We start from the raw sequence: 18,238 nt of genomic DNA on the forward strand, positions 1-18,238 counted from the left end.
AACGATGGCAAGAGAACCCAGACAAGGTGGTGACCGCCGTCGTCGCGGCAATCGCGATGAGGAGCGGGACGAGTTCCAGGACCGCCTCGTAGCGATCAACCGCGTCGCAAAGACGGTGAAGGGCGGCAAGAACTTCGGTTTCGCCGCGCTCGTCGTCGTCGGTGATCAGAAGGGCCGCGTCGGCTTCGGCAAGGGCAAGGCCCGCGAAGTGCCCGAGGCGATCCGCAAGGCTTCCCAGGAAGCCAAGCGCAACATGATCAAGGTCCCGATGCGTGACGGCCGGACGCTGCACCACGACGCCCAAGGCCGTCACGGTGCCGGTAAAGTCGTCATCCGCACGGCTCCTCCGGGTACCGGCGTCATTGCCGGTGGTCCGATGCGTGCTGTCTTCGAGATGCTCGGCATTCAGGACGTTGTCGCGAAGTCGATCGGCACCTCGAACCCTTACAACATGGTCCGTGCGACCATCGACGCTCTCAAAGAGCAGTCGAACCCGCGTTCGATCGCGGCCAAGCGCGGCCTGAAAGTGTCGGACCTCATCGCCCGCCGCGCGGCGGTGCAGGCTGACGCCACCACCGTGGATGCTGGCTAATGGCTGACTACGAAAAGAAAACGACCGGCCGCGGCCGCGTGGTTGAAAAAAACCACGGCGCTGAGAAGGCCAAGAAGGAAGGCCGCGGTGTCATCACCGTGCGCCAGTACGGCTCACCAATCCGCCGCGAAGCTTCTCAGGAAGCCACGCTGAAAGGCCTTGGCCTTGGCAAGATCGGCCGTGAGCGCGAGCTTGAGGATACCCCGGCCGTTCGCGGCATGGTCCGTAAAGTCCGCCACATGGTCGAGATCGTCGGCGAAGAACGCCAGCCGTAAGCTCTGGGCTCTCCTTGGGGAGGGGCACACGGCAACAAGATTTAGGGAGAGGGGCTCTTGCTTCCTCTCCCTTTTTGGCGTCATAGACGCCGCTCTCTCCTAGCTTGGAGAGGTCACATCAAAGGCGAGGGGCCCTTCGCCCCGCATAGTCGAAAGGACAGTATAATGAGCATTCGTCTCACCGATCTCGCCGATAACCCCGGCGCCCGCAAAACCCGTAAGCGTGTCGGCCGTGGTATCGGCTCTGGCATGGGCAAGACCGGCGGCCGCGGTGTCAAAGGTCAGAAATCCCGCTCGGGCGTTGCCATCAAGGGCTTCGAGGGCGGTCAGATGCCGCTTCACATGCGTCTTCCGAAGCGCGGCTTCAACAAGCCGAACGCCAAGGACTTCGTGGAAGTGAGCCTCGCGCACCTGCAAGCTTCGGCTGACGATGGTGTCGACACGATCACCGAAGACAGCCTGGTCGAGTCCGGCTTCCTCCGCTCGAAGAAAGACGGCGTCCGCGTTCTCGGCACCGGCGAGCTGAGCGCAAAGGTCAACGTCACCGTGACCTACGCGACCAAATCGGCTCGCGAAGCCATCGAGAAGGCTGGCGGCTCGGTCACCATGACCCGTCCGGAGAAGCACAAGCGTCTCCGCGGCAAAGAGCGCGAAGAGGCCAAGAAGGCCAAGAAGTAAGGCCTTTCAGGTTGAGGGGCGCTCCAATCCTCCTATCGCTCCTGATCGGAGTGGCCGCCTGCGCGGAGCCTTCCACGTGGCAGCCACTCTTTGACGGGAAGACTCTTGGGGGTTGGACACCCAAGATCGCTGGAGAGGAGGCGGGGGCGGATAGCCGCCGCACCTTCCGCGCCGAGTATGGTGTGATCCGGGTCGACTATTCCGGCTACGATCAGTTCTCGGAGAACTTCGGTCACCTTTTCGCCAAGCTCGGGACAGACCGCTACAGGCTGCGCCTTGAGTACAGGTTCATTGGAGAAGCTGTGGAGGGGGCTCCTGCTTGGGCTCGTCTCAACAGCGGGGTCATGATCCACTCAGGATCAGCGGACGAGATGTCTCTCGATCAAGACTTCCCGGTCTCGCTCGAGATCCAGTTCCTCGCAGCTGGTGCTGCGCACCCCAGCCAGTCGACTGCGAACGTGTGCTCTCCTGAGACCAGCATCGCCATTGATGGCGAGCGGCGGGAGCAGCACTGCATCTATTCGGACGTGCCCTCGAAGCCTTTAGGTGAATGGGTCTCCGTGGAGATCGTCGTCGACGGGGCTGACCGGATTGTTCCCTATGTCGACGGCGTCCAGTCGATTGTCATTGAGGATGTGCTCCGCGACTCAAGGGAGCCCCTCGGGACCGGCTATCTGGCGCTTCAGTCAGAAGGCCACCCCGTGGAGTTCAGGAATATCGCGTGGCAGCCGCTGCCCGCAAAAGAAGAGTAGAGCCCAGTCATTCCGTGGCCCTCAGGGTGCTGCGGCGCAACAGATTGGACCTTTGTCGGGGCAAGTTCAGCCTTGACCCAGGCCGCGTAGGATTTAGCAGGAACGCATGACTTCAGCCGCAGAACAAATGGCTTCGAACTTCAGCCTCGGCAATTTTGCCAAGGCCGATGAGCTTCGTAAGCGGATCCTCTTCACCCTTGGTGCCCTCATCGTCTACCGGCTGGGTACTTTCATCCCGATCCCGGGCATCAACCCCGATGCCTTCGCGGACCTGTTCCAGACGCAGACCGGCGGTCTTCTCGGCACGTTCAACCTGTTCTCAGGCGGCGCGACGGAGCGGATGGCGATCCTCGCGCTGAACATCATGCCGTACATCTCGGCGTCGATCATCATGCAGATGATGTCGGCCATCGTTCCCTCGCTTGAGGCCATCAAGAAAGAGGGCGAATCAGGTCGGCGCCAGATCAACCAGTACACCCGCTACCTGACAGTCTTCCTCGCCACGGTGCAGGGCTACTTCATCGCTGCGACGATTGCGGGTCAGACCAGCCCGTCCGGGATCCCTGTCGTCTACGACGCTGGCCCGCTATTCGTTCCGGCCACGGTCATCACCCTTGTTGGCGGCGTGATGTTCCTCGTCTGGCTTGGTGAGCAGATCACCGCCCGCGGTATCGGCAACGGTATCTCGCTGATCATCTTCGCTGGCATCATCGCAGAGCTTCCGCGCGCTGCGGCAGGCCTGCTGACCTCGGGTCAGACCGGTGCGCTTCCGGCGTTTGTCGTGATCATCGTCATCTTGCTCGCCGTTTCGCTCATCGCCTTCGTGGTCTTTATGGAGCGGTCCCAGCGCAGGCTGCTGGTCCAGTACCCACGCCGCCAGCAGGGCAACAAGATGAGCCAGGGCGAGAAGAGCCACCTTCCGCTGAAGCTCAATACTGCGGGCGTCATCCCGCCGATCTTCGCAAGCTCGCTCCTCTTCCTGCCCGCCACCGCGCAGGGCGCCATCGGCACCGACGCGCCGCTCTGGCTGCAGGATGTCGTCGGCATGATCACGCCGGGCAGCTGGCTCTACATCCTGATCTACGGGGCGGGGATCATCTTCTTCTGCTTCCTCTACACCTCGATCGTCTTCAACCCAGAGGACACGGCCGACACGCTCAAGCAGTATGGCGGCTATATTCAGGGCTACCGCCCAGGCAAGAAGACGGCCGAGTATATCGACTACGTCCTCACCAGGATCACGGTCATCGGTGCTGCGTATCTGACCTTTGTCTGCCTTATGCCGGAGTTCCTGAGGATGCAGTATTCGGCGATCCCTGTGTATTTGGGCGGCACGTCTCTCTTGATCGTCTGTACGGTTACGCTTGATACGGTCCAGCAAATTCAGGGTCACCTGCTCGCGCAGCAGTATGAGTCGCTGATCAAGAAGTCCAAGTTGAGGGGAGCTCGCCGTTGATCGTCATTTTTCTCGGACCGCCCGGAGCCGGTAAAGGCACGCAGGCCAAGATGATTGCGGCACGCCGCGGCATCCCGCAGCTCTCGACCGGTGACATGCTCCGCGCGGCCATCGCCGCGGGGACCGAGCTCGGCAAGAAGTGCAAGGCCACGATGGATGCGGGTGATCTCGTCTCCGATGATCTCGTCACGGGCATCATCGGCGAACGTATCGATATGGAAGATTGCAAGCCGGGCTTCCTCCTCGATGGCTTCCCCCGCACGGTCCGTCAGGCCGAGCTGCTCGACGAGATCCTCGAGAAGAAGGGCCGCATTATTGACGTGGTCCTTGAGCTCTCCGTTGACGACGAGGAACTGGTCAACAGGCTCAACAGCCGGGTGGCCGAGACCAAGGCCAAGGGCGGCGAAGTTCGCTCCGACGACAATGAAGAGACGTTCCGCAAGCGCCTCGGCGTTTACAATGAACAGACCGCGCCTCTGGTGCCTTTCTACAAGGACAAGGGGCTCGTGAAGACCATCGACGGCATGAAATCCATCGATGACGTCACGGCACAGATCGAAGCTGCTCTTTCCTGAGGGAAAAGCCCCGAAACTGCGCTTGACATGGAGAGGGCAGGGTTTAGACCCCCACTTTCCGCTAAATCGGACAAGGTCGCGCCTTGCCTTGTGGTAGGGCCGATGGAAATTTTTAAAGCGCTCCCTGAGGGGCGCGCCCGCAAGAGAGGAACACGATGGCCCGCATCGCCGGTGTGAACATCCCTAATAACAAGCGCGTCCACGTCGCGCTGACCTATATTCACGGCATCGGCCCGGCCAAGGCGATGGAGATTGTTGAGAAGACCAATCTCGACACGACCCGCCGTGTGCAGGACCTGACGGACGCCGAGATCCTCCGCATCCGCGAAGCGATCGACGCTGACTACACCGTCGAAGGCGACCTCCGTCGTGAGAACGCGCAGAACATCAAGCGCCTCATGGATCTCGGCTGCTATCGCGGCCTGCGTCACCGCCGCGGTCTTCCGGTCCGTGGCCAGCGTACCCACACCAACGCACGGACCCGCAAAGGCCCAGCACGGCCGATCGCCGGGAAGAAGAAGTAACCCATGGCACGTACTCCGACCCGTCAGGCTCCCCGCCGCCGCGAGCGCAAGAACATTCACTCCGGCGTCGTCCATGTGAACGCCTCGTTCAACAACACCCACGTCACCATCGCTGACGCCCAGGGCAACACCATCAGCTGGTCCACTGCGGGCCACATGGGCTTCAAGGGTTCGCGTAAGTCGACCCCGTTCGCTGCCCAGATGGCTGCTGAAGACGCTGCCAAGAAGGCCATGGAGCACGGTCTCCGTTCGGTTGACGTGCTCGTCCGTGGTCCGGGTTCGGGTCGTGAGAGCGCCCTCCGCGCGCTGCAGGCCGCGGGTCTGACGGTCACTACCATCAAGGACGTGACCCCCATCCCGCACAATGGCGTCCGCCCGCGTAAGCGCCGCCGCGTCTAACGACTCACTGCAAGGGTAGGAGGTCCACCTTCAAGGGCCTCACGGAGAAATCTATGCTCGAAAAGAACTGGCAGGAGCTCATCAAGCCGCAAAAGCTTGAAGTGCAGCCGGGTTTCGACCCGCAGCGTAAGGCAACCATCGTTGCCCAACCGCTCGAGCGCGGCTTTGGCCTGACGCTCGGCAACTCGCTCCGCCGTATCCTGATGTCGTCGCTCCAGGGCGCCGCCGTCACCTCGATCCAGATCGACGGTGTCGTGCACGAGTTCAGCTCGATCCCTGGTGTCCGCGAGGACGTCACTGTCATCATCCTGAACGTCAAGCAGCTTGCTCTTCGCATGCATGTCGACGGTCCGAAGCGTCTTGTGCTGCACAAGAAGGGCCCGGGCGTCGTCACTGCTGCTGACATCCAGGAAACCGCCGATATCGAGATCCTCGACAAGGATCACGTGATCTGCACCCTCGACGAGGGCGCTGATCTGCGTATCGAGTTCACGGTCCAGACCGGCAAGGGCTACGTCCCTGCTGACCGCAACCGTCCGGAAGATGCTCCGATCGGCCTTATTCCGATCGACAGCCTCTACTCACCGGTTCGTCGCGTGTCGTACCGTGTCGAGAACACCCGTGAGGGCCAGGTTCTCGACTATGACCGCTTGATCCTCGACATCGAGACCAACGGTGCTGTCAGCCCTGAGGACGCCGCTGCTTACGCTGCGCGTATCCTTCAGGACCAGCTGCAGATCTTCGTAAACTTCGACGAGCCGAAGGCGGAAGCCGGCCAGGAGAAGGAAGAAGAGCTTCTCTTCAACGCCGCTCTCCTCAAGAAGGTCGACGAGCTTGAGCTGTCGGTCCGTTCGGCGAACTGCCTCAAGAACGACAACATCGTCTACATCGGCGATCTCATTCAGAAGACCGAAGGCGAGATGCTCCGTACTCCGAACTTCGGTCGCAAGTCGCTGAACGAGATCAAGGAAGTTCTGGCTTCCCTCGGCCTCCATCTCGGTATGGATGTGCCGGACTGGCCGCCGGACAATATCGAAGAGCTGGCCCGCAAGTTCGAGGACCAGAGCTAAACTGTTCTGAAGCCGCCTTCGGGCGGCTTCCCTTTTCTGCCTGATTGTGCCAATGGCGCGCGTTCAGGATCAGACCCAAACCATCCGGCCCCTGCGCCGGAGTAGTGGAGAGTAGACCATGCGCCACGGCGTTGCGCACCGCAAACTGAACCGCACGGCGAGCCACCGGAAGGCGATGTTCGCCAACATGGCCGCCTCGCTCATCAAGCACGAGCAGATCGTCACCACGCTTCCGAAAGCGAAAGAGCTGAAGCCCATCGCTGACAAGCTCATCACCCTCGCGAAAAAGGGCGACCTGCACGCCCGTCGTCAGGCGATCTCCAAGATCCGCGACGTCGAGATGGTCGGCAAGCTCTTCGAGACGCTTGGCCCGCGCTACAAGGACCGCAACGGTGGCTACACCCGCGTGATGAAGGCTGGCTTCCGCTTTGGCGACAACGCCCCGCGCGCTGTCATCGAGTTCGTCGACCGCGACGAGACTGCCAAGGGCGCTGACAGCGGCCCGACCATGAAACTGGTCGAAGACGAAGCGTAAGCGCTCCTGATCTCAGGTTTTTGAAAGCCGCCGTGGCAATCGCCCGGCGGCTTCTTCTTTGGCTCAAGGATCTCATTCGCTGCCTAACCTCACTGGACCCGCGCGGAGTTCCAAGGCAGCTTCCTCCCATGAGAAGTCTCGTAACAGCCGTTTCCGCCCTCGCCCTTTCCGTCAGCTCTGCACTCGCAGCTGATGTCACCGTCCTCAGGACGGACGCGCTCGTCGCTGTTCCGGGGGAGGGGCGCCCGAGCGAGGCAACCATTCTCATCGAAGACAACCGGATCCTCGAAGTTCGTGCCGGATCGGTGAGTGACAGCGCCATCGAAGCCGATGGCCATGACATCGTGGCCAGCCACGACCTCTCAGGTCACACCGTCATTCCGGGACTCATCGACGGGCACGTCCACATCACCTCTGAAAACAATCCGCGCGGCCGCCTGCAGCGTGTCGAGCTTTCTTCCGCTGACAGAGCGCTCATGGGCGCCGGTTATGCCAGGAAGACTCTCATGGCAGGGTTTACGACTGTCAGGGACGTGGGCGCCGACGGCCAAGCCGTCTTTGCACTGAGGGGCGCTATTGCACGGGGCGACGTCCCAGGGCCGAGGATCCTCGCGGCTGGCAACACGGTCTCGATCACCGGTGGTCATGGTGATGGGACACAGGGCTATAACCTCCACGTGGCGGAGGTTCTGAAGAGCCCTGCCGTTTGCGATGGTCCTGACGACTGCCGCCGCGCGGTGCGCGAGCAGATCCGTCGCGGTGCTGACCATATCAAGATCACGGCCACGGGCGGCGTCCTTTCCAACACCCGCACGGGGACCGAGCAACAGTTCACCAGCGAAGAGATGGAAGCCATCGTCGACGCTGCCACCAAAATGGGCCGCGACGTCACCGCTCACGCTCACGGCAAGACCGGCATCGAAGCAGCGCTCGAAGCGGGTGTACGGACGATCGAGCACGGCACCTACCTCGACGACCGGACCATCCGCGCGTTCCGCCGCAACGAGGCGTTCCTCGTGCCGACGCTTCTTGCGGGGGCAACGGTGGCGGAGTGGGCGGCGGACCCGAGCACCTTCCTGACACCTGCCCAGCGCGCCAAGTCCGCTGAGGTTGGCCCGCTGATGCAGGAGATGGGACGCCGCGCACACGAGGGCGGCGTGAAGATTGCCTTCGGCACGGACTCAGGTGTCTCCAAGCACGGCGAGAACGCCCGTGAGTTTGCCCTGATGGTTAGCGCCGGAATGACCCCTGCGGAGGCAATCCGCTCGGCAACTGTCGTCGGGTCCAAGAACATCCGCATGGAGAACGACCTCGGCACCATCGAGACTGGCAAATTCGCGGACATCATCGCGGTGAAGGGCAACCCGTTCGAAAATGTCGAGCTTCTCGAGGATCAGGTCGTCTTCGTGATGAAGGGCGGCGAGGTCTTCAAGGCCGCCGACTAAGTGTCGCTTTGGTCCCTGGGGGTCCGGGTCCACGTCTTGGTGGAGTCGCGCCCTTTCTTTCCGTAGACGGAGAGCTTTGACATAAGGAAGGATGGCAGCCCGCCAATCTCGGCGGGCGTCAGCACCTTCCTGCCGTCGCGCCACCAGGCAATCGTGACGGCCACGGCGAACAGCAGACCTGCGACGAACGCGAGAGCGAAGGGCAGGGTGATCCCGAAGATCAGCGGCAGGAGCGCGTAGGCGCCCGCTGCTACGATCGACACCGCGAACAGCACGAGCGGCGGCAGCGCCACATCGAGGCCGAGCAGGAAGAGCCACGGCTTGCCGAAGCCCTTCGCGAAGAGGCCCGGCACCTTCGCCTGCGCCATGCGCATGGAGCCATGCTCCCACCGGGCCCGCTGAACGGTGGCTGCGGCTTCGGCGTCGGGGAAAGTGCTGGAGACCAGCGCATCCGGCACGAAGCCTACGCGGGTCCCGTCCTCGGCGAGGGTCAGGGTGAGGCCGAGATCTTCAACAATCTCGCCGGAGCCAAGTTGAAGCTTCTCCGCAATCGCCCAGGGGAAGGCGGCGCCTGCCCCTGTCAGCTTCACGGTCTTTGCGAGCGCCCAGAGGCCCTCGGCGCGGACCTTGTTCATCACGAGCCAGGCGAAGGCTGACACCTTGCGGGCTGGTGGGGCGTCAGGGTTCGCGCCCATCAGATAGAGCGCCTGTGCCGGAGCGTGCGAGGCCTCTGCCGCTGCCGCAACGCGGGCCACGAGGCCGGGTGAGTGAAGGCAGTCAGCATCGGTGAAGAGAACGGTCGACGGCGGCGAAGCCTTCAAATGATCGAGCGCATGCTGGAGCGCATACCCCTTGCCGCGGAGCTCGCGGTTTTCCCGCACGAGAATTTCAGCGCCCGCAGCCTCGGCCAAGTCGGCAGTCCCGTCGGAGCAATTGTCGGCTACGACGATGATCCGGTCCTGAGGCCGCACCTGCGCTTTGAGGTCCTCGACGGTGGCGGCAATCCCGGCTTCCTCGTCATGGGCAGGGATGACAATCGCGATAGGCCCCGGCTCGCCGGAGCTCTCGACGCCCTTCCGTCTCGGCACCGTCACTTCAGCGAACAAGAGCCCCGCCAGCGCCAGCACACCTGCCGCCGGGAGGCTCAAAAGTGCGGTGAGGAGGAGAGCGGTCATCAGGACTTCCCTTTGCAGGCGGGCAGCGCGGGTCCACATGAAGGCTTCCGGCCTTGCCACCAAGGCCCTAACGACCCATCCCTGTTCCCGTAAACAGGTATCCTGGAGGCTAGAACATGCGCGCTTTCGCCATCGTTACCACGCTCCTCATCGCAGCGATCGGCACCGCCGATGCGCAGACCCGCCAGCCGCGCACCGATATTGAGCTGCGCGCGACCTACGCGCCCCTCGTCGAGGCGACAGCGCCTGCGGTGGTCAACATCTTCACGAGCCGGACCGTGCAGACGCGGTCGGTGTTTGACGATCCCTTCTTCAGCCAGTTCTTCGGGCAAAGGCCGGGCGGACGGACGCGCCAGCAGACCTCGCTCGGTTCGGGGGTCATCCTCGCGTCCGACGGTATCATCGTGACCAACAACCACGTCATTGATGGCATGGACGAGATCAAGGTCGTCCTCGCCGACCGCCGCGAGTTCGAGGCGACGCTCCTCCTCGCCGACGAGCAGACCGACCTTGCGATCCTGAAGGTTGAGACGCCTGATCCGTTGCCGACGCTCCGCTTTGCGGACAGCGACGAGGCGAAGGTGGGCGACATCGTGCTGGCCATCGGCAACCCCTTCGGGGTCGGACAGACGGTGACCTCGGGCATCGTCTCGGCGCTCAGCCGGACGAATGTGTCCATGTCCGACTTTCAGTTCTTCATCCAGACCGACGCGGCCATCAATCCGGGCAATTCAGGTGGCGCGCTGATCGATGTCGATGGCAATCTTCTGGGCGTGAATACCGCGATCTATTCGCGCTCTGGCGGATCGAACGGAGTCGGCTTCGCCATCCCCGGCAGCGTTGTGCAGCGCGTTCTGGCCTCGGCCGTGGGCGGGGAAACGGTCGTCAGGCGGCCGTGGATCGGCGTTCTCGGTTCCGACGTGAACGCATCGATTGCGACGGCGCTCGGCCTCGACAGGCCGCGTGGTGCGCTGATCAACCGGCTCTTCGACGGGGGACCTGCTGAGCGGGCGGGCTTGGAGGAGGGCGACGTGATCCTCTCGATTGCTGGGCAGGACGTGCAGGATGCCGATGCGCTCCGCTATCGCCCTGCGACCCGTGAGGTTGGTGAGACAGTTGAGATCCGCTACCTGCGCGAAGGCAAGGAACGCCGCTCACGTGTGAAGCTTGCTCTGCCCCCGGAGGATCCCAAGCGTGACCTGACGCTCCTCAGAGGCGAGCATATCCTGACCGGCGTGACCATCGCGAACCTCTCGCCAGCTCTCAACGAAGAGCTTGGGCGCAATCCCTTCGACCGTGGCGTCGTGGTGACCAGCCTCGACCGCAGGGTGGTGAACCGCCGGGTGCCCGTGCGGGAGCAATACCTCATCCTCGACATCAATGGTGAGGCGATGGAGACGGTGGGCGATGTCCAGCGCGCGGTGAAGAAGGGTGTGCAGACGATCACCGTCAGGAACACCCGCGGCCGCACCTCGACCTACCGCATCCGCTGATGTCGCTGTTCGAAGCAGCAGGCCTTTCCGAAGGCGTTGCGCGGCCCCTCGCGGAGAGGCTGCGCCCGCGTTCTCTCGACCGGGTTGTGGGTCAGCGCCAGTTGCTGGGCGAGGGCGGCAAGCTCCGTGTGCTTCTGAAGACTGAGGCCCTGCCCTCGATCATCCTCTACGGCCCACCGGGCACGGGGAAGACGACGATTGCGCGGCTTCTCGCCGAGGAGACCGGGCGGCACTTCGAGCAGCTCTCAGCGATCTTCTCCGGCGTGCCTGACCTCAAGAAAGCCTTCGCCGAAGCCGAGGCGCGGCGTGAGACCGGCAAACCTACGCTTCTGTTCGTCGATGAGCTTCACCGCTTCGACAAGCGCCAGCAGGATAGCTTCCTACCGCACATGGAGTCAGGGCTCATCACCCTCGTCGGCGCGACGACGGAGAACCCGAGCTTTGCCCTCAACCGCGCGTTGCTATCCCGCGCCGTAGCGCTGAAACTCGAACGTCTTGATACGGAGGATATGGCGGAGCTTCTTCGCCGTGCGGAGGAAGAGCTCGGCAAGCCATTGCCGCTCACTGACGAAGGCCGCGCTGCGCTCATTGCGATGGGTGATGGCGACGGCCGTGCGCTCCTCGGTCTTGCTGACCAGATCGCCGCGCAGGACCCCGCCGAGCCTATGGGCGCGGAGGACCTGCGCCGCTCGTTCCAAGGCAGAGCCGCCGCGGGGGACAAGGGCGGGGACGTGCACTACGACTTCGCCTCGGTGCTTCAGAAGTCGATCCGAGGCTCGGACGATGACGCGGCGCTCTACTGGACGGCGCGGATGCTGGAGGCAGGCGAGGACCCGCTCTTCATCTTCCGCAGGCTGACGGTGATTGCGTCCGAGGACATCGGCAATGCCGACCCCCGAGCGCTGCAGGTCGTCGTCGCCGCCCGCGACGCCTTTCGCCAGCTTGGCGAGCCGGAAGGCCATATCCCGCTCGGTCAGGCCGTCGCCTATCTCGCCACGGCGCCCAAATCCAACGCCAGCTATGCCGCTTTCAAAAAGGCCAAGGCGCTGGCCAAGAGCACCGGCTCTCTGCCGCCGCCCGACCATGCCCTCAACGCGCCGTCGGACTTGATGAAGAGCGAGGGCAGGGGGCAGGGCTATCGCTACGACCACGACGCGGAAAGCGGGCATGCGGGGCTCAGCTACCTGCCCAAGGGGATGGACCGGGAGCACCTCTACGAGCCCGTGGACCGGGGCTATGAGCGGATGATCGCTGAGAGGCTGGCTGCCTACCGGAGGAAACGGGGGGATTGAGGAGCGCGGTTGCGTGCTTCTTTTACTCGCTGACGCTCGTGATGGATCCTGGATCAGGTCCAGGATGACGGGTTGGAGAGGTGCATTCTCAGTTATCGCCTCCCTCTCCCTTTGGGAGAGGGATCGAGGGTGAGGGGCTTCGGCGCTCGGCGTAGAATGCCCTCACCCGAAATCTTAGATTTCAACCTCTCCCTCAGGGAGAGGTAGCCGGCGCGCAGGCTGAAAAGCACCCAACCCCACCTTTCCATACCGCAACGCACCCAACCTTTGCCCTTGGCGGCCAACTCCCCCATGCTCCCGCCCATGAAGTTCCTCGCCTTTCTCCTGACCCTCGTTGTGCTGACCGTGGCGCTCCTCTACGTTCTCGGTGACAGGCGGCAGCCCCAGACCAAGACGATCACCCAGGAGGTTGAGCTTCAGGCTCGATAAGCGCCATGAAACGCACACTTCTTGCGATTGCGCTCAGCGCCTTTGGGATCGCTTCGGCCCAGGTCGAGCGGGCCAATTTCGACACCAGCCCCTTCTCCCTCGGCACCCTGACCGAGCAGGATGGCGCGCTCCCACGCACGCTATGGGAGGGTTCGGAAGCCGCCTTCGTTCAGGAACAGCTCTTCGCTGTCCCGACGCGCTTCAACGACCCGATGAAGCGCCTTGTCCTGCGCCGGGTTCTGATGAGCCCCGGCAACGGTCCGCAGGGAGCCGATGCTCGTCTCGCAGGGATCAAGCTCCTGAAGGCTGCGGAAGCTGGCTACGTCATGGAAGCGGCTGCGCTCGCCGAGCTGACGCCGGGCCTGCCCATGCAGCCGGAGCTGACGCGGATCATCGCCATGCGCGATCTCTATCGCGGCCAGTTCGACCGGGCCTGCTCACGCGGCGCCAACCTGCGTGAGGGGCGCCAGACGCCGTTCTTCGTGAAGCTCCGCGCCTTTTGCTACATCAATGCGGGCGAGACCCCGGCCGCCGAGCTGACTATCAGCCTCGCGCGGGAAGAGGGTGTTCTGACCGCCGCTGATGAGCGGATGTACGCCGCGCTTTTCTCCGGCGAAGCACCGTCGCGCCTTCCTGAGAACGCTCTTGAGTATGCGACCTTCCGTAAGCTGATCGGCCTCTTCGATCCCGATGACATCGCGCTGGTGACGCCGCCGGTGGTTGCAGCAGTTGCCCTCGATGCAGGTCTCTCGACCGCAGCCCGTGAGGCGGCGCTGCTCCGCGCAGCACAGGACGATTTGCTCCCGGCGCGGGAGCTCGGCGATGCTGCCGCCAGCCTCGACGGCACTGTGCTTGCGAGCGCAGTCACCCGGGTCCGCAACTTGCCCGACGGCTCGCCAGAGCGGGCACAGGCTCTGGGTGAAATCCTCGTCAATTCACGGGACGAGCCCGAGAATTACCTCCTCCGCACCAAGATCTTTGGTCAGGAGCTTGCCTCTCTCCAACCGAGTGTCGCGACCGTTCCGTATGCAGCGGAGTTCGCGCTCTCCAACCTGCTCCTGCGCCGCTATCAGCGGGCCGAAGTTTGGATGCAGACCGTCGCCGCAGAGCAGACGATCGGGGCAGAACGGGCATTCCTGAACCTCGCGAAGCTCTACAGTTACCTCGCCCCGAACGCGGCGCAACGTCTTGCGGGCGCGATTGGCGAAGAGCTGCCCGAGCCGCCAGTTCCGGCCATCACGATCGGTGATGACGGCGCGGCCGATGCTGTCGAAGCAAGCCTTTCCGAGGTGACGCCCCGGGCCATTGTTGCTGCCCATTCGGGAAGCGAAGGTTCGATGCTACTCGCAGCGCTAGAGCTTTCCGCGGTGTCTGCGGATCCGCGCACGGATGAAGCGGCGAGGACTGCAGCCGAGGCGCTTCTTGATCTCTCGGGCGGTGCGGCGCTCGCCAGCGAAGCCGCGTTCCGCCAGCAGGCTCTCGCCTTCGCAGGCCGCCTGCGCGAGGAGACGATCAACAAGCAGGCCTTCATCCCGCGCCTCAAGCCAGAGCGCCCCGGCCGCCGGTGACGACGTCCGACACCCCGGCCATAGAGGCCTTCCTCGAGATGCTGCAGGTCGAGCGCGGCTCGTCCGCGCGCACCCTACGCAACTATGGGCGTGACCTTCTGAGGGTCAGCGGCTTCCTCAAGGGGAAGGGCACGAGCCTCACCTCGGCCTCTCGCGATGACCTCGCAGGCTACTTCGCGATGCTGGAAAGCGAGGGGAAATCCCGCGCTACGGCGGCGCTCTGCCTCTCCGCGATCCGCCAATTCTACGCCTACGCCTATGCCGAGGAGCTGCGCCCGGACAATCCGGCCCTTGCCCTCGAAGCGCCGAAGAAGGCCAAGCGCCTGCCCAAGGTCCTTTCGGTCGAAGAGGTCGGCGCGCTCCTCGACACCGTCGATGCCGAAGCCGCCAAGGAAGATGCCAAAGCCATGCGGATGCAGGCGCTCCTGCACGTCCTTTATGCCGGTGGGCTCAGGGTCTCCGAACTGGTCTCCCTCAAGGGTTCGAGCTTTTTCGGCGAGGAAGGGTCGATCCTGAGGGTCCGGGGCAAAGGCGACAAGGAACGCCTGGTTCCGCTGACGGAAGAGGCGGAGGGCGTCCTCAAGCGCTACATCGAGAAAGCACGCCCCAGCTTCATGGGAGGCCAGCAAAGCCCCTATCTCTTCCCCAGCCGCAGCAAGGATGGCCACCTCACGGCGGCCCGCTTCGCCCAGCTCCTGAAAGAACTCGCGGCGAGGGCCGGAATCGATCCCAAGAGGATCAGCCCCCACGTCCTGCGCCACGCCTTCGCCACACATCTGCTGGAGGGCGGCGCGGACTTAAGGTCGCTCCAACACCTTTTGGGGCATGCTGACATCACGACGACACAGGTCTACACGCATGTGCGTCAGGACAGGCTGCGCCAGGCGCTGGACGAGCATCACCCCCTGGCAGGGCCGAGGAAAGGAAACCATGCGGACGTATCTTGATTTTGAAAAGCCGGTTGCTGAACTCGAAGACAAGATCGACAGCCTGCGCAACATCGACGACGAGCGCTCTGCCGCCGAGGTGGAGCCAGAGCTGAAGCGCCTTGAGGAGAAGTCCGACAAGCTCCTGCGCGAGCTGTATGACGGTCTCTCCCGCTGGCAGAAAACGCAGGTGGCGCGGCATCCGAGCCGCCCGCACTTCCTTGATTATTCGACCGGTCTCGCGTCGGGCTTCACCGAGCTTTGCGGCGACCGCGCCTTTGGCGATGACCGCGCGATCATCGGCGGCGTCGGCCATATCGGCCACCATCGTTGCATCATCATGGGCCATGAAAAGGGCACCGACACGGAAAGCCGCCTGACCCACAATTTCGGCATGGCGCGCCCCGAGGGCTACCGGAAAGCCATTCGCCTCGTGGAGATGGCTGAGCGTTTCAACATCCCTGTCGTCACACTCGTCGACACCGCAGGCGCCTATCCGGGCCGCGGCGCGGAAGAGCGTGGGCAGGCAGAGGCTATTGCTTCCTCAACGGCCAAGTTCCTTGAAGCCAAGGTCCCCGTCGTGTCGGTGATCACTGGCGAAGGCGGCTCCGGCGGTGCGGTTGCGCTGGCGGCGGCCAACAAGGTCCTGATGCTCGAACATTCGGTCTATTCGGTGATCAGCCCCGAGGGCTGTGCCGCGATCCTCTGGAAGGACGCGATGGCCAAGGGCGAGAACAAGGCTCCCGACGCAGCGGACGCTATGAAGATTTCGGCTCAAGACCTCCTGCAGCTCGGCGTCATCGACGGCATCATCCCTGAGCCGGTTGGCGGTAGCCATCGCGCGCCAGACCTAGCTATGGCCGCAGTGCGCGACGCGATCTCGTCGGAACTTGATGAGCTCGTGAAGCTCGACGCTGGCGGCCTGGTCCAGCAGCGCCGTGAGAAGTTCCTGGAGCTCGGCCGCCAGGGCCTCGACGCCGCGGCCTAAGCGGCGTGGACTGGGGCGCAGCGGTCCAAGACTTCCGCGAGAAGGGCTACTACGTCCTCAAGGGCGCCATCAGCGAAAAGCTGCGCGAGGCCTTCTGGGGCGAAGTGCGCGGCGCTGTCGCTGGTGAGCCCGACCTGCGGCTCCTCGAAGGCAACCGCATCACGCGCAATGCCGACCGTGACCCGCCGTTCGGTCCCCTTCGTCAGGAGGGGAAGCCGACGTCGCGTATCACAGACATTGAGTTCTTCTCGGAGAAGGCGCTGGCCCTCGCTCTTCATCCCGATATCACGGCGTTCTTGGCTGAGTTTCAGGGCACGAAGCCGTCGCTGCTCCAGACCCTGACCTACGCCTATTCGAGCGAGCAGGGCGCCCATTCCGACCGGTATCTCGTGAACCCCCGCCAGAAGCCAGGCTATGACCGCGATACCCTCGCCGCGGCGTGGTTCGCCATCGAAGCGTCAAGCGATGAGAATGGTGCCCTGATCCTCTGGCCCGGCAGCCACAAGATCGAGAAGCCGCGCCTCGATCTCGACTTTGGCGATGACTACACCGCCTACACCGAAGCGCTGAGTGCCCTTCTGTCCCAAAACCAGATCAAGCCTGTCCGGTTTTATGCCGAAGCGGGAGATGTCCTGTTTTGGCACGGCGACCTCGTCCATGCCGGTGGGCCGATCCTCAAAGAGGGCACCTCGAGGCGGAGCTTCGTCTGCCATTATGGTGACCTTGGTGACCCGCCGAAGTCGGAATGGTGGCAGCGAAAAGCCGTCCCCTACGGAGACGGCTTCTTCTTCAGACGCATGAAGGCGAGCCCCCTGCGCAAGGCCCGAAACGCCGTCAGGCGGCGCCTCGGAGGCTGAGCTTACTTCTTAGCGCGACGGCGGAGCGCAAAGGCGACCGGAGCGAAGAGCAGAGCAGCTGCCGGGATCGGCACGGCTGCGACCGAGACGCTATCAACGTCAAAGCCATCGGTGCTTGGACCGTTCGGATAGTCACGCTTCGAAGCGTCGACCAGCGCGATGTAGCGGAAGACGTCATTCACGATGACCGAAGCGCCCGAGTTGGCGTCGCCATTGAACAGCGTACCGGCGAAGGTGAAGTCGCTGAGATCGCTGAAGTCATTGCTGCCGAACGCATAATCGGTGCCGTAATAGACGTCGACGCTCTCAGGATAGCTGCACGAGCCGTCCTGCTGCTGGCGGCAGTTGAAGGTCACTTCCCAGACGGTGGCCGGGCCGGTGACGACCGAAGCGCCGAAGCTAAACACGGCGAAGCCCGGGTTAGAGCCATCGGCATTGGTCAGGCCAAGCGCCAGGAAGCTGCCATCAGGTGCGCCGAGCGCATTCAGCGGGTTGTCGCGGTTGTTGCTGCTACCGACGGTGCCGTTGTTCTGCCAGTCGACGGCATCAGCGTAGATCGTGGTGGCCTGGGCTGCACTGCCCAGCGTGAAAGCTGCGAGCGCAGCGGCGATAAGGGTCTTCATAGCTTGGTCCTCGTCCCATTGTTCCTTGATGGGATGAGGAGCAATTGCCGTGCCAGCCCGGCAGTCTTCAGGCCTTGCGCCACGTCAGAGCGGTCAGGATCACGAGCACCGTCGCGGTGATCTCGATCATGACGATAAACCGGAAGAATAATGGCGAGCCGATGAGCGTCAGCGCTGCGATGATCAGATAGACCAGACCAACAACGATATTGAGCGGTCGGGCGATCATCGGTGGCAGCAGCACAGACAGAAAGATCATGCTTGCAGGCAAAGCCAGGATCGCTGCGATGAGCAGCATCTTGAGACCCGTCACGGCCCCGAAGGGCCCGAGCGAGCTCGACGCCATCATCTCGATCATGCCGGGCCAGTAGAGCATAAAGTAGTCGTTGTAGATGTAGAGGGCCATCAATGACGCCCACAGCAGTGCCAGTTTCACGGGGGGCCGCACGGCATCGGTCTTGGCTTCGGCGGGGTCCATCGCGTCCATTCGGGCTCTCCTTGGGAACGTAGTTCTCCGATCCTATCCCGTCTCAAGAGCATGAGAATTGCCAAGATTCGTCTCGCCTTCATTCAAATATGAATGATA

General features: G+C 63.3%; 21 protein-coding genes. 18 read left to right on the plus strand and 3 right to left on the minus strand.

Annotation, left to right across the window (positions count from 1 at the left end; translation table 11 throughout):
- The first annotated feature begins 4 nt into the window (after positions 1–4).
- The 11 genes from rpsE (at position 5) to HK107_RS00805 (ending at position 8,301) form a co-directional block, all read left to right on the plus strand.
- On the plus strand, positions 5–592 hold the full coding sequence (rpsE, locus tag HK107_RS00755; protein ID WP_173195842.1) for a 30S ribosomal protein S5: 588 nt from the start codon (positions 5–7) through the stop codon (positions 590–592).
- A gap of 92 nt (positions 593–684) precedes the next feature.
- Complete coding sequence (gene rpmD / locus HK107_RS15545) at positions 685–867, plus strand: 50S ribosomal protein L30 (protein ID WP_332871534.1); 183 nt, start codon at positions 685–687, stop codon at positions 865–867.
- Positions 868–1,038: 171 nt separating this feature from the next.
- Positions 1,039–1,545 carry a 50S ribosomal protein L15 gene (rplO, locus tag HK107_RS00765; protein ID WP_173198665.1) on the plus strand — a complete coding sequence of 169 codons (507 nt, stop codon included), beginning with the start codon at positions 1,039–1,041 and terminating at the stop codon, positions 1,543–1,545.
- Positions 1,546–1,556: 11 nt separating this feature from the next.
- Positions 1,557–2,297 carry a 3-keto-disaccharide hydrolase gene (locus HK107_RS00770; protein ID WP_233061101.1) on the plus strand — a complete coding sequence of 247 codons (741 nt, stop codon included), beginning with the start codon at positions 1,557–1,559 and terminating at the stop codon, positions 2,295–2,297.
- Positions 2,298–2,403: 106 nt separating this feature from the next.
- Positions 2,404–3,753: a preprotein translocase subunit SecY gene (gene secY, locus HK107_RS00775; protein WP_173195848.1), complete on the plus strand. Its 1,350-nt coding sequence runs from the start codon at positions 2,404–2,406 to the stop codon at positions 3,751–3,753.
- The gene (locus tag HK107_RS00780) at positions 3,750–4,328 is read left to right on the plus strand and encodes an adenylate kinase (RefSeq protein ID WP_173195850.1); all 579 of its coding nucleotides are present in this window, start codon (positions 3,750–3,752) and stop codon (positions 4,326–4,328) included. The genes secY and HK107_RS00780 overlap by 4 nt, the downstream gene beginning before the upstream one ends.
- A 155-nt stretch (positions 4,329–4,483) precedes the next feature.
- Positions 4,484–4,852 (plus strand): 30S ribosomal protein S13, encoded by a 369-nt coding sequence (gene rpsM, locus HK107_RS00785; protein ID WP_173195853.1) that lies wholly within the window; start codon positions 4,484–4,486, stop codon positions 4,850–4,852.
- 3 nt (positions 4,853–4,855) lie between these two features.
- Positions 4,856–5,251: a 30S ribosomal protein S11 gene (gene rpsK / locus HK107_RS00790; protein WP_173195854.1), complete on the plus strand. Its 396-nt coding sequence runs from the start codon at positions 4,856–4,858 to the stop codon at positions 5,249–5,251.
- 53 nt (positions 5,252–5,304) lie between these two features.
- Positions 5,305–6,321, plus strand: a complete 1,017-nt coding sequence (locus HK107_RS00795; RefSeq protein ID WP_173195855.1) for a DNA-directed RNA polymerase subunit alpha — start codon at positions 5,305–5,307, stop codon at positions 6,319–6,321.
- Between the two features lie 118 nt (positions 6,322–6,439).
- Positions 6,440–6,856: a 50S ribosomal protein L17 gene (gene rplQ / locus HK107_RS00800; protein WP_173195856.1), complete on the plus strand. Its 417-nt coding sequence runs from the start codon at positions 6,440–6,442 to the stop codon at positions 6,854–6,856.
- A 128-nt stretch (positions 6,857–6,984) separates the two neighbouring features.
- Positions 6,985–8,301, plus strand: coding sequence for a metal-dependent hydrolase family protein (locus HK107_RS00805; protein ID WP_173195857.1), 1,317 nt, complete (start codon positions 6,985–6,987; stop codon positions 8,299–8,301).
- Here HK107_RS00805 and HK107_RS00810 read toward each other — a convergent pair.
- The gene (locus HK107_RS00810; RefSeq protein ID WP_173195858.1) at positions 8,298–9,476 is read right to left on the minus strand and encodes a glycosyltransferase family 2 protein; all 1,179 of its coding nucleotides are present in this window, start codon (positions 9,474–9,476) and stop codon (positions 8,298–8,300) included. The two genes, HK107_RS00805 and HK107_RS00810, sit on opposite strands and share 4 nt — an antisense overlap.
- Positions 9,477–9,592: 116 nt before the next feature.
- On the opposite strand from HK107_RS00810, the gene HK107_RS00815 reads away from it, so the two are divergent.
- The 7 genes from HK107_RS00815 to HK107_RS00845 all read left to right on the plus strand — a co-directional run bounded on the left by HK107_RS00815 (position 9,593) and on the right by HK107_RS00845 (position 17,029).
- Entirely contained in the window at positions 9,593–10,969 is a 1,377-nt protein-coding gene (locus tag HK107_RS00815) for a Do family serine endopeptidase (protein ID WP_173195860.1), read from the plus strand.
- Positions 10,969–12,261 carry a replication-associated recombination protein A gene (locus tag HK107_RS00820; protein WP_198912253.1) on the plus strand — a complete coding sequence of 431 codons (1,293 nt, stop codon included), beginning with the start codon at positions 10,969–10,971 and terminating at the stop codon, positions 12,259–12,261. The genes HK107_RS00815 and HK107_RS00820 overlap by 1 nt, the downstream gene beginning before the upstream one ends.
- A gap of 291 nt (positions 12,262–12,552) precedes the next feature.
- Positions 12,553–12,690 (plus strand): hypothetical protein, encoded by a 138-nt coding sequence (locus HK107_RS00825; RefSeq protein ID WP_173195862.1) that lies wholly within the window; start codon positions 12,553–12,555, stop codon positions 12,688–12,690.
- A 5-nt stretch (positions 12,691–12,695) separates the two neighbouring features.
- Positions 12,696–14,258, plus strand: coding sequence for a hypothetical protein (locus HK107_RS00830; protein ID WP_173195864.1), 1,563 nt, complete (start codon positions 12,696–12,698; stop codon positions 14,256–14,258).
- Positions 14,255–15,205 carry a site-specific tyrosine recombinase XerD gene (locus HK107_RS00835; protein WP_198912254.1) on the plus strand — a complete coding sequence of 317 codons (951 nt, stop codon included), beginning with the start codon at positions 14,255–14,257 and terminating at the stop codon, positions 15,203–15,205. The genes HK107_RS00830 and HK107_RS00835 overlap by 4 nt, the downstream gene beginning before the upstream one ends.
- Positions 15,189–16,172 (plus strand): acetyl-CoA carboxylase carboxyltransferase subunit alpha, encoded by a 984-nt coding sequence (locus tag HK107_RS00840; RefSeq protein WP_173195866.1) that lies wholly within the window; start codon positions 15,189–15,191, stop codon positions 16,170–16,172. Before HK107_RS00835 ends, HK107_RS00840 begins: the two co-directional genes overlap by 17 nt.
- A gap of 5 nt (positions 16,173–16,177) precedes the next feature.
- The gene (locus HK107_RS00845; RefSeq protein WP_173195868.1) at positions 16,178–17,029 is read left to right on the plus strand and encodes a phytanoyl-CoA dioxygenase family protein; all 852 of its coding nucleotides are present in this window, start codon (positions 16,178–16,180) and stop codon (positions 17,027–17,029) included.
- Between the two features lie 2 nt (positions 17,030–17,031).
- On the opposite strand, the gene HK107_RS00850 is transcribed toward HK107_RS00845, so the two are convergent.
- Entirely contained in the window at positions 17,032–17,652 is a 621-nt protein-coding gene (locus tag HK107_RS00850; RefSeq protein ID WP_173195870.1) for a hypothetical protein, read from the minus strand.
- Between the two features lie 67 nt (positions 17,653–17,719).
- The gene (locus tag HK107_RS00855) at positions 17,720–18,139 is read right to left on the minus strand and encodes a DUF6326 family protein (protein WP_173195872.1); all 420 of its coding nucleotides are present in this window, start codon (positions 18,137–18,139) and stop codon (positions 17,720–17,722) included.
- Positions 18,140–18,238 lie beyond the last annotated feature (99 nt).

Source organism: Parvularcula mediterranea, assembly GCF_013085255.1.
GTDB lineage: Bacteria > Pseudomonadota > Alphaproteobacteria > Caulobacterales > Parvularculaceae > Parvularcula > Parvularcula mediterranea.

Coding starts and splice junctions, on each gene's coding strand:
- HK107_RS00795 (WP_173195855.1), top strand. CDS start 5,305: ATGCTCGAAAAGAACTGGCAGGAGCTCATCAAGCCGCAAAAGCTTGAA.
- HK107_RS00815 (WP_173195860.1), top strand. CDS start 9,593: ATGCGCGCTTTCGCCATCGTTACCACGCTCCTCATCGCAGCGATCGGC.
- rplQ (WP_173195856.1), top strand. CDS start 6,440: ATGCGCCACGGCGTTGCGCACCGCAAACTGAACCGCACGGCGAGCCAC.
- HK107_RS00840 (WP_173195866.1), top strand. CDS start 15,189: ATGCGGACGTATCTTGATTTTGAAAAGCCGGTTGCTGAACTCGAAGAC.
- HK107_RS00805 (WP_173195857.1), top strand. CDS start 6,985: ATGAGAAGTCTCGTAACAGCCGTTTCCGCCCTCGCCCTTTCCGTCAGC.
- HK107_RS00810 (WP_173195858.1), bottom strand. CDS start 9,476: ATGACCGCTCTCCTCCTCACCGCACTTTTGAGCCTCCCGGCGGCAGGT.
- rpsE (WP_173195842.1), top strand. CDS start 5: ATGGCAAGAGAACCCAGACAAGGTGGTGACCGCCGTCGTCGCGGCAAT.
- HK107_RS00830 (WP_173195864.1), top strand. CDS start 12,696: ATGAAACGCACACTTCTTGCGATTGCGCTCAGCGCCTTTGGGATCGCT.
- HK107_RS00820 (WP_198912253.1), top strand. CDS start 10,969: ATGTCGCTGTTCGAAGCAGCAGGCCTTTCCGAAGGCGTTGCGCGGCCC.
- rpsK (WP_173195854.1), top strand. CDS start 4,856: ATGGCACGTACTCCGACCCGTCAGGCTCCCCGCCGCCGCGAGCGCAAG.
- HK107_RS00855 (WP_173195872.1), bottom strand. CDS start 18,139: ATGGACGCGATGGACCCCGCCGAAGCCAAGACCGATGCCGTGCGGCCC.
- HK107_RS00825 (WP_173195862.1), top strand. CDS start 12,553: ATGCTCCCGCCCATGAAGTTCCTCGCCTTTCTCCTGACCCTCGTTGTG.
- HK107_RS00850 (WP_173195870.1), bottom strand. CDS start 17,652: ATGAAGACCCTTATCGCCGCTGCGCTCGCAGCTTTCACGCTGGGCAGT.
- secY (WP_173195848.1), top strand. CDS start 2,404: ATGACTTCAGCCGCAGAACAAATGGCTTCGAACTTCAGCCTCGGCAAT.
- rpsM (WP_173195853.1), top strand. CDS start 4,484: ATGGCCCGCATCGCCGGTGTGAACATCCCTAATAACAAGCGCGTCCAC.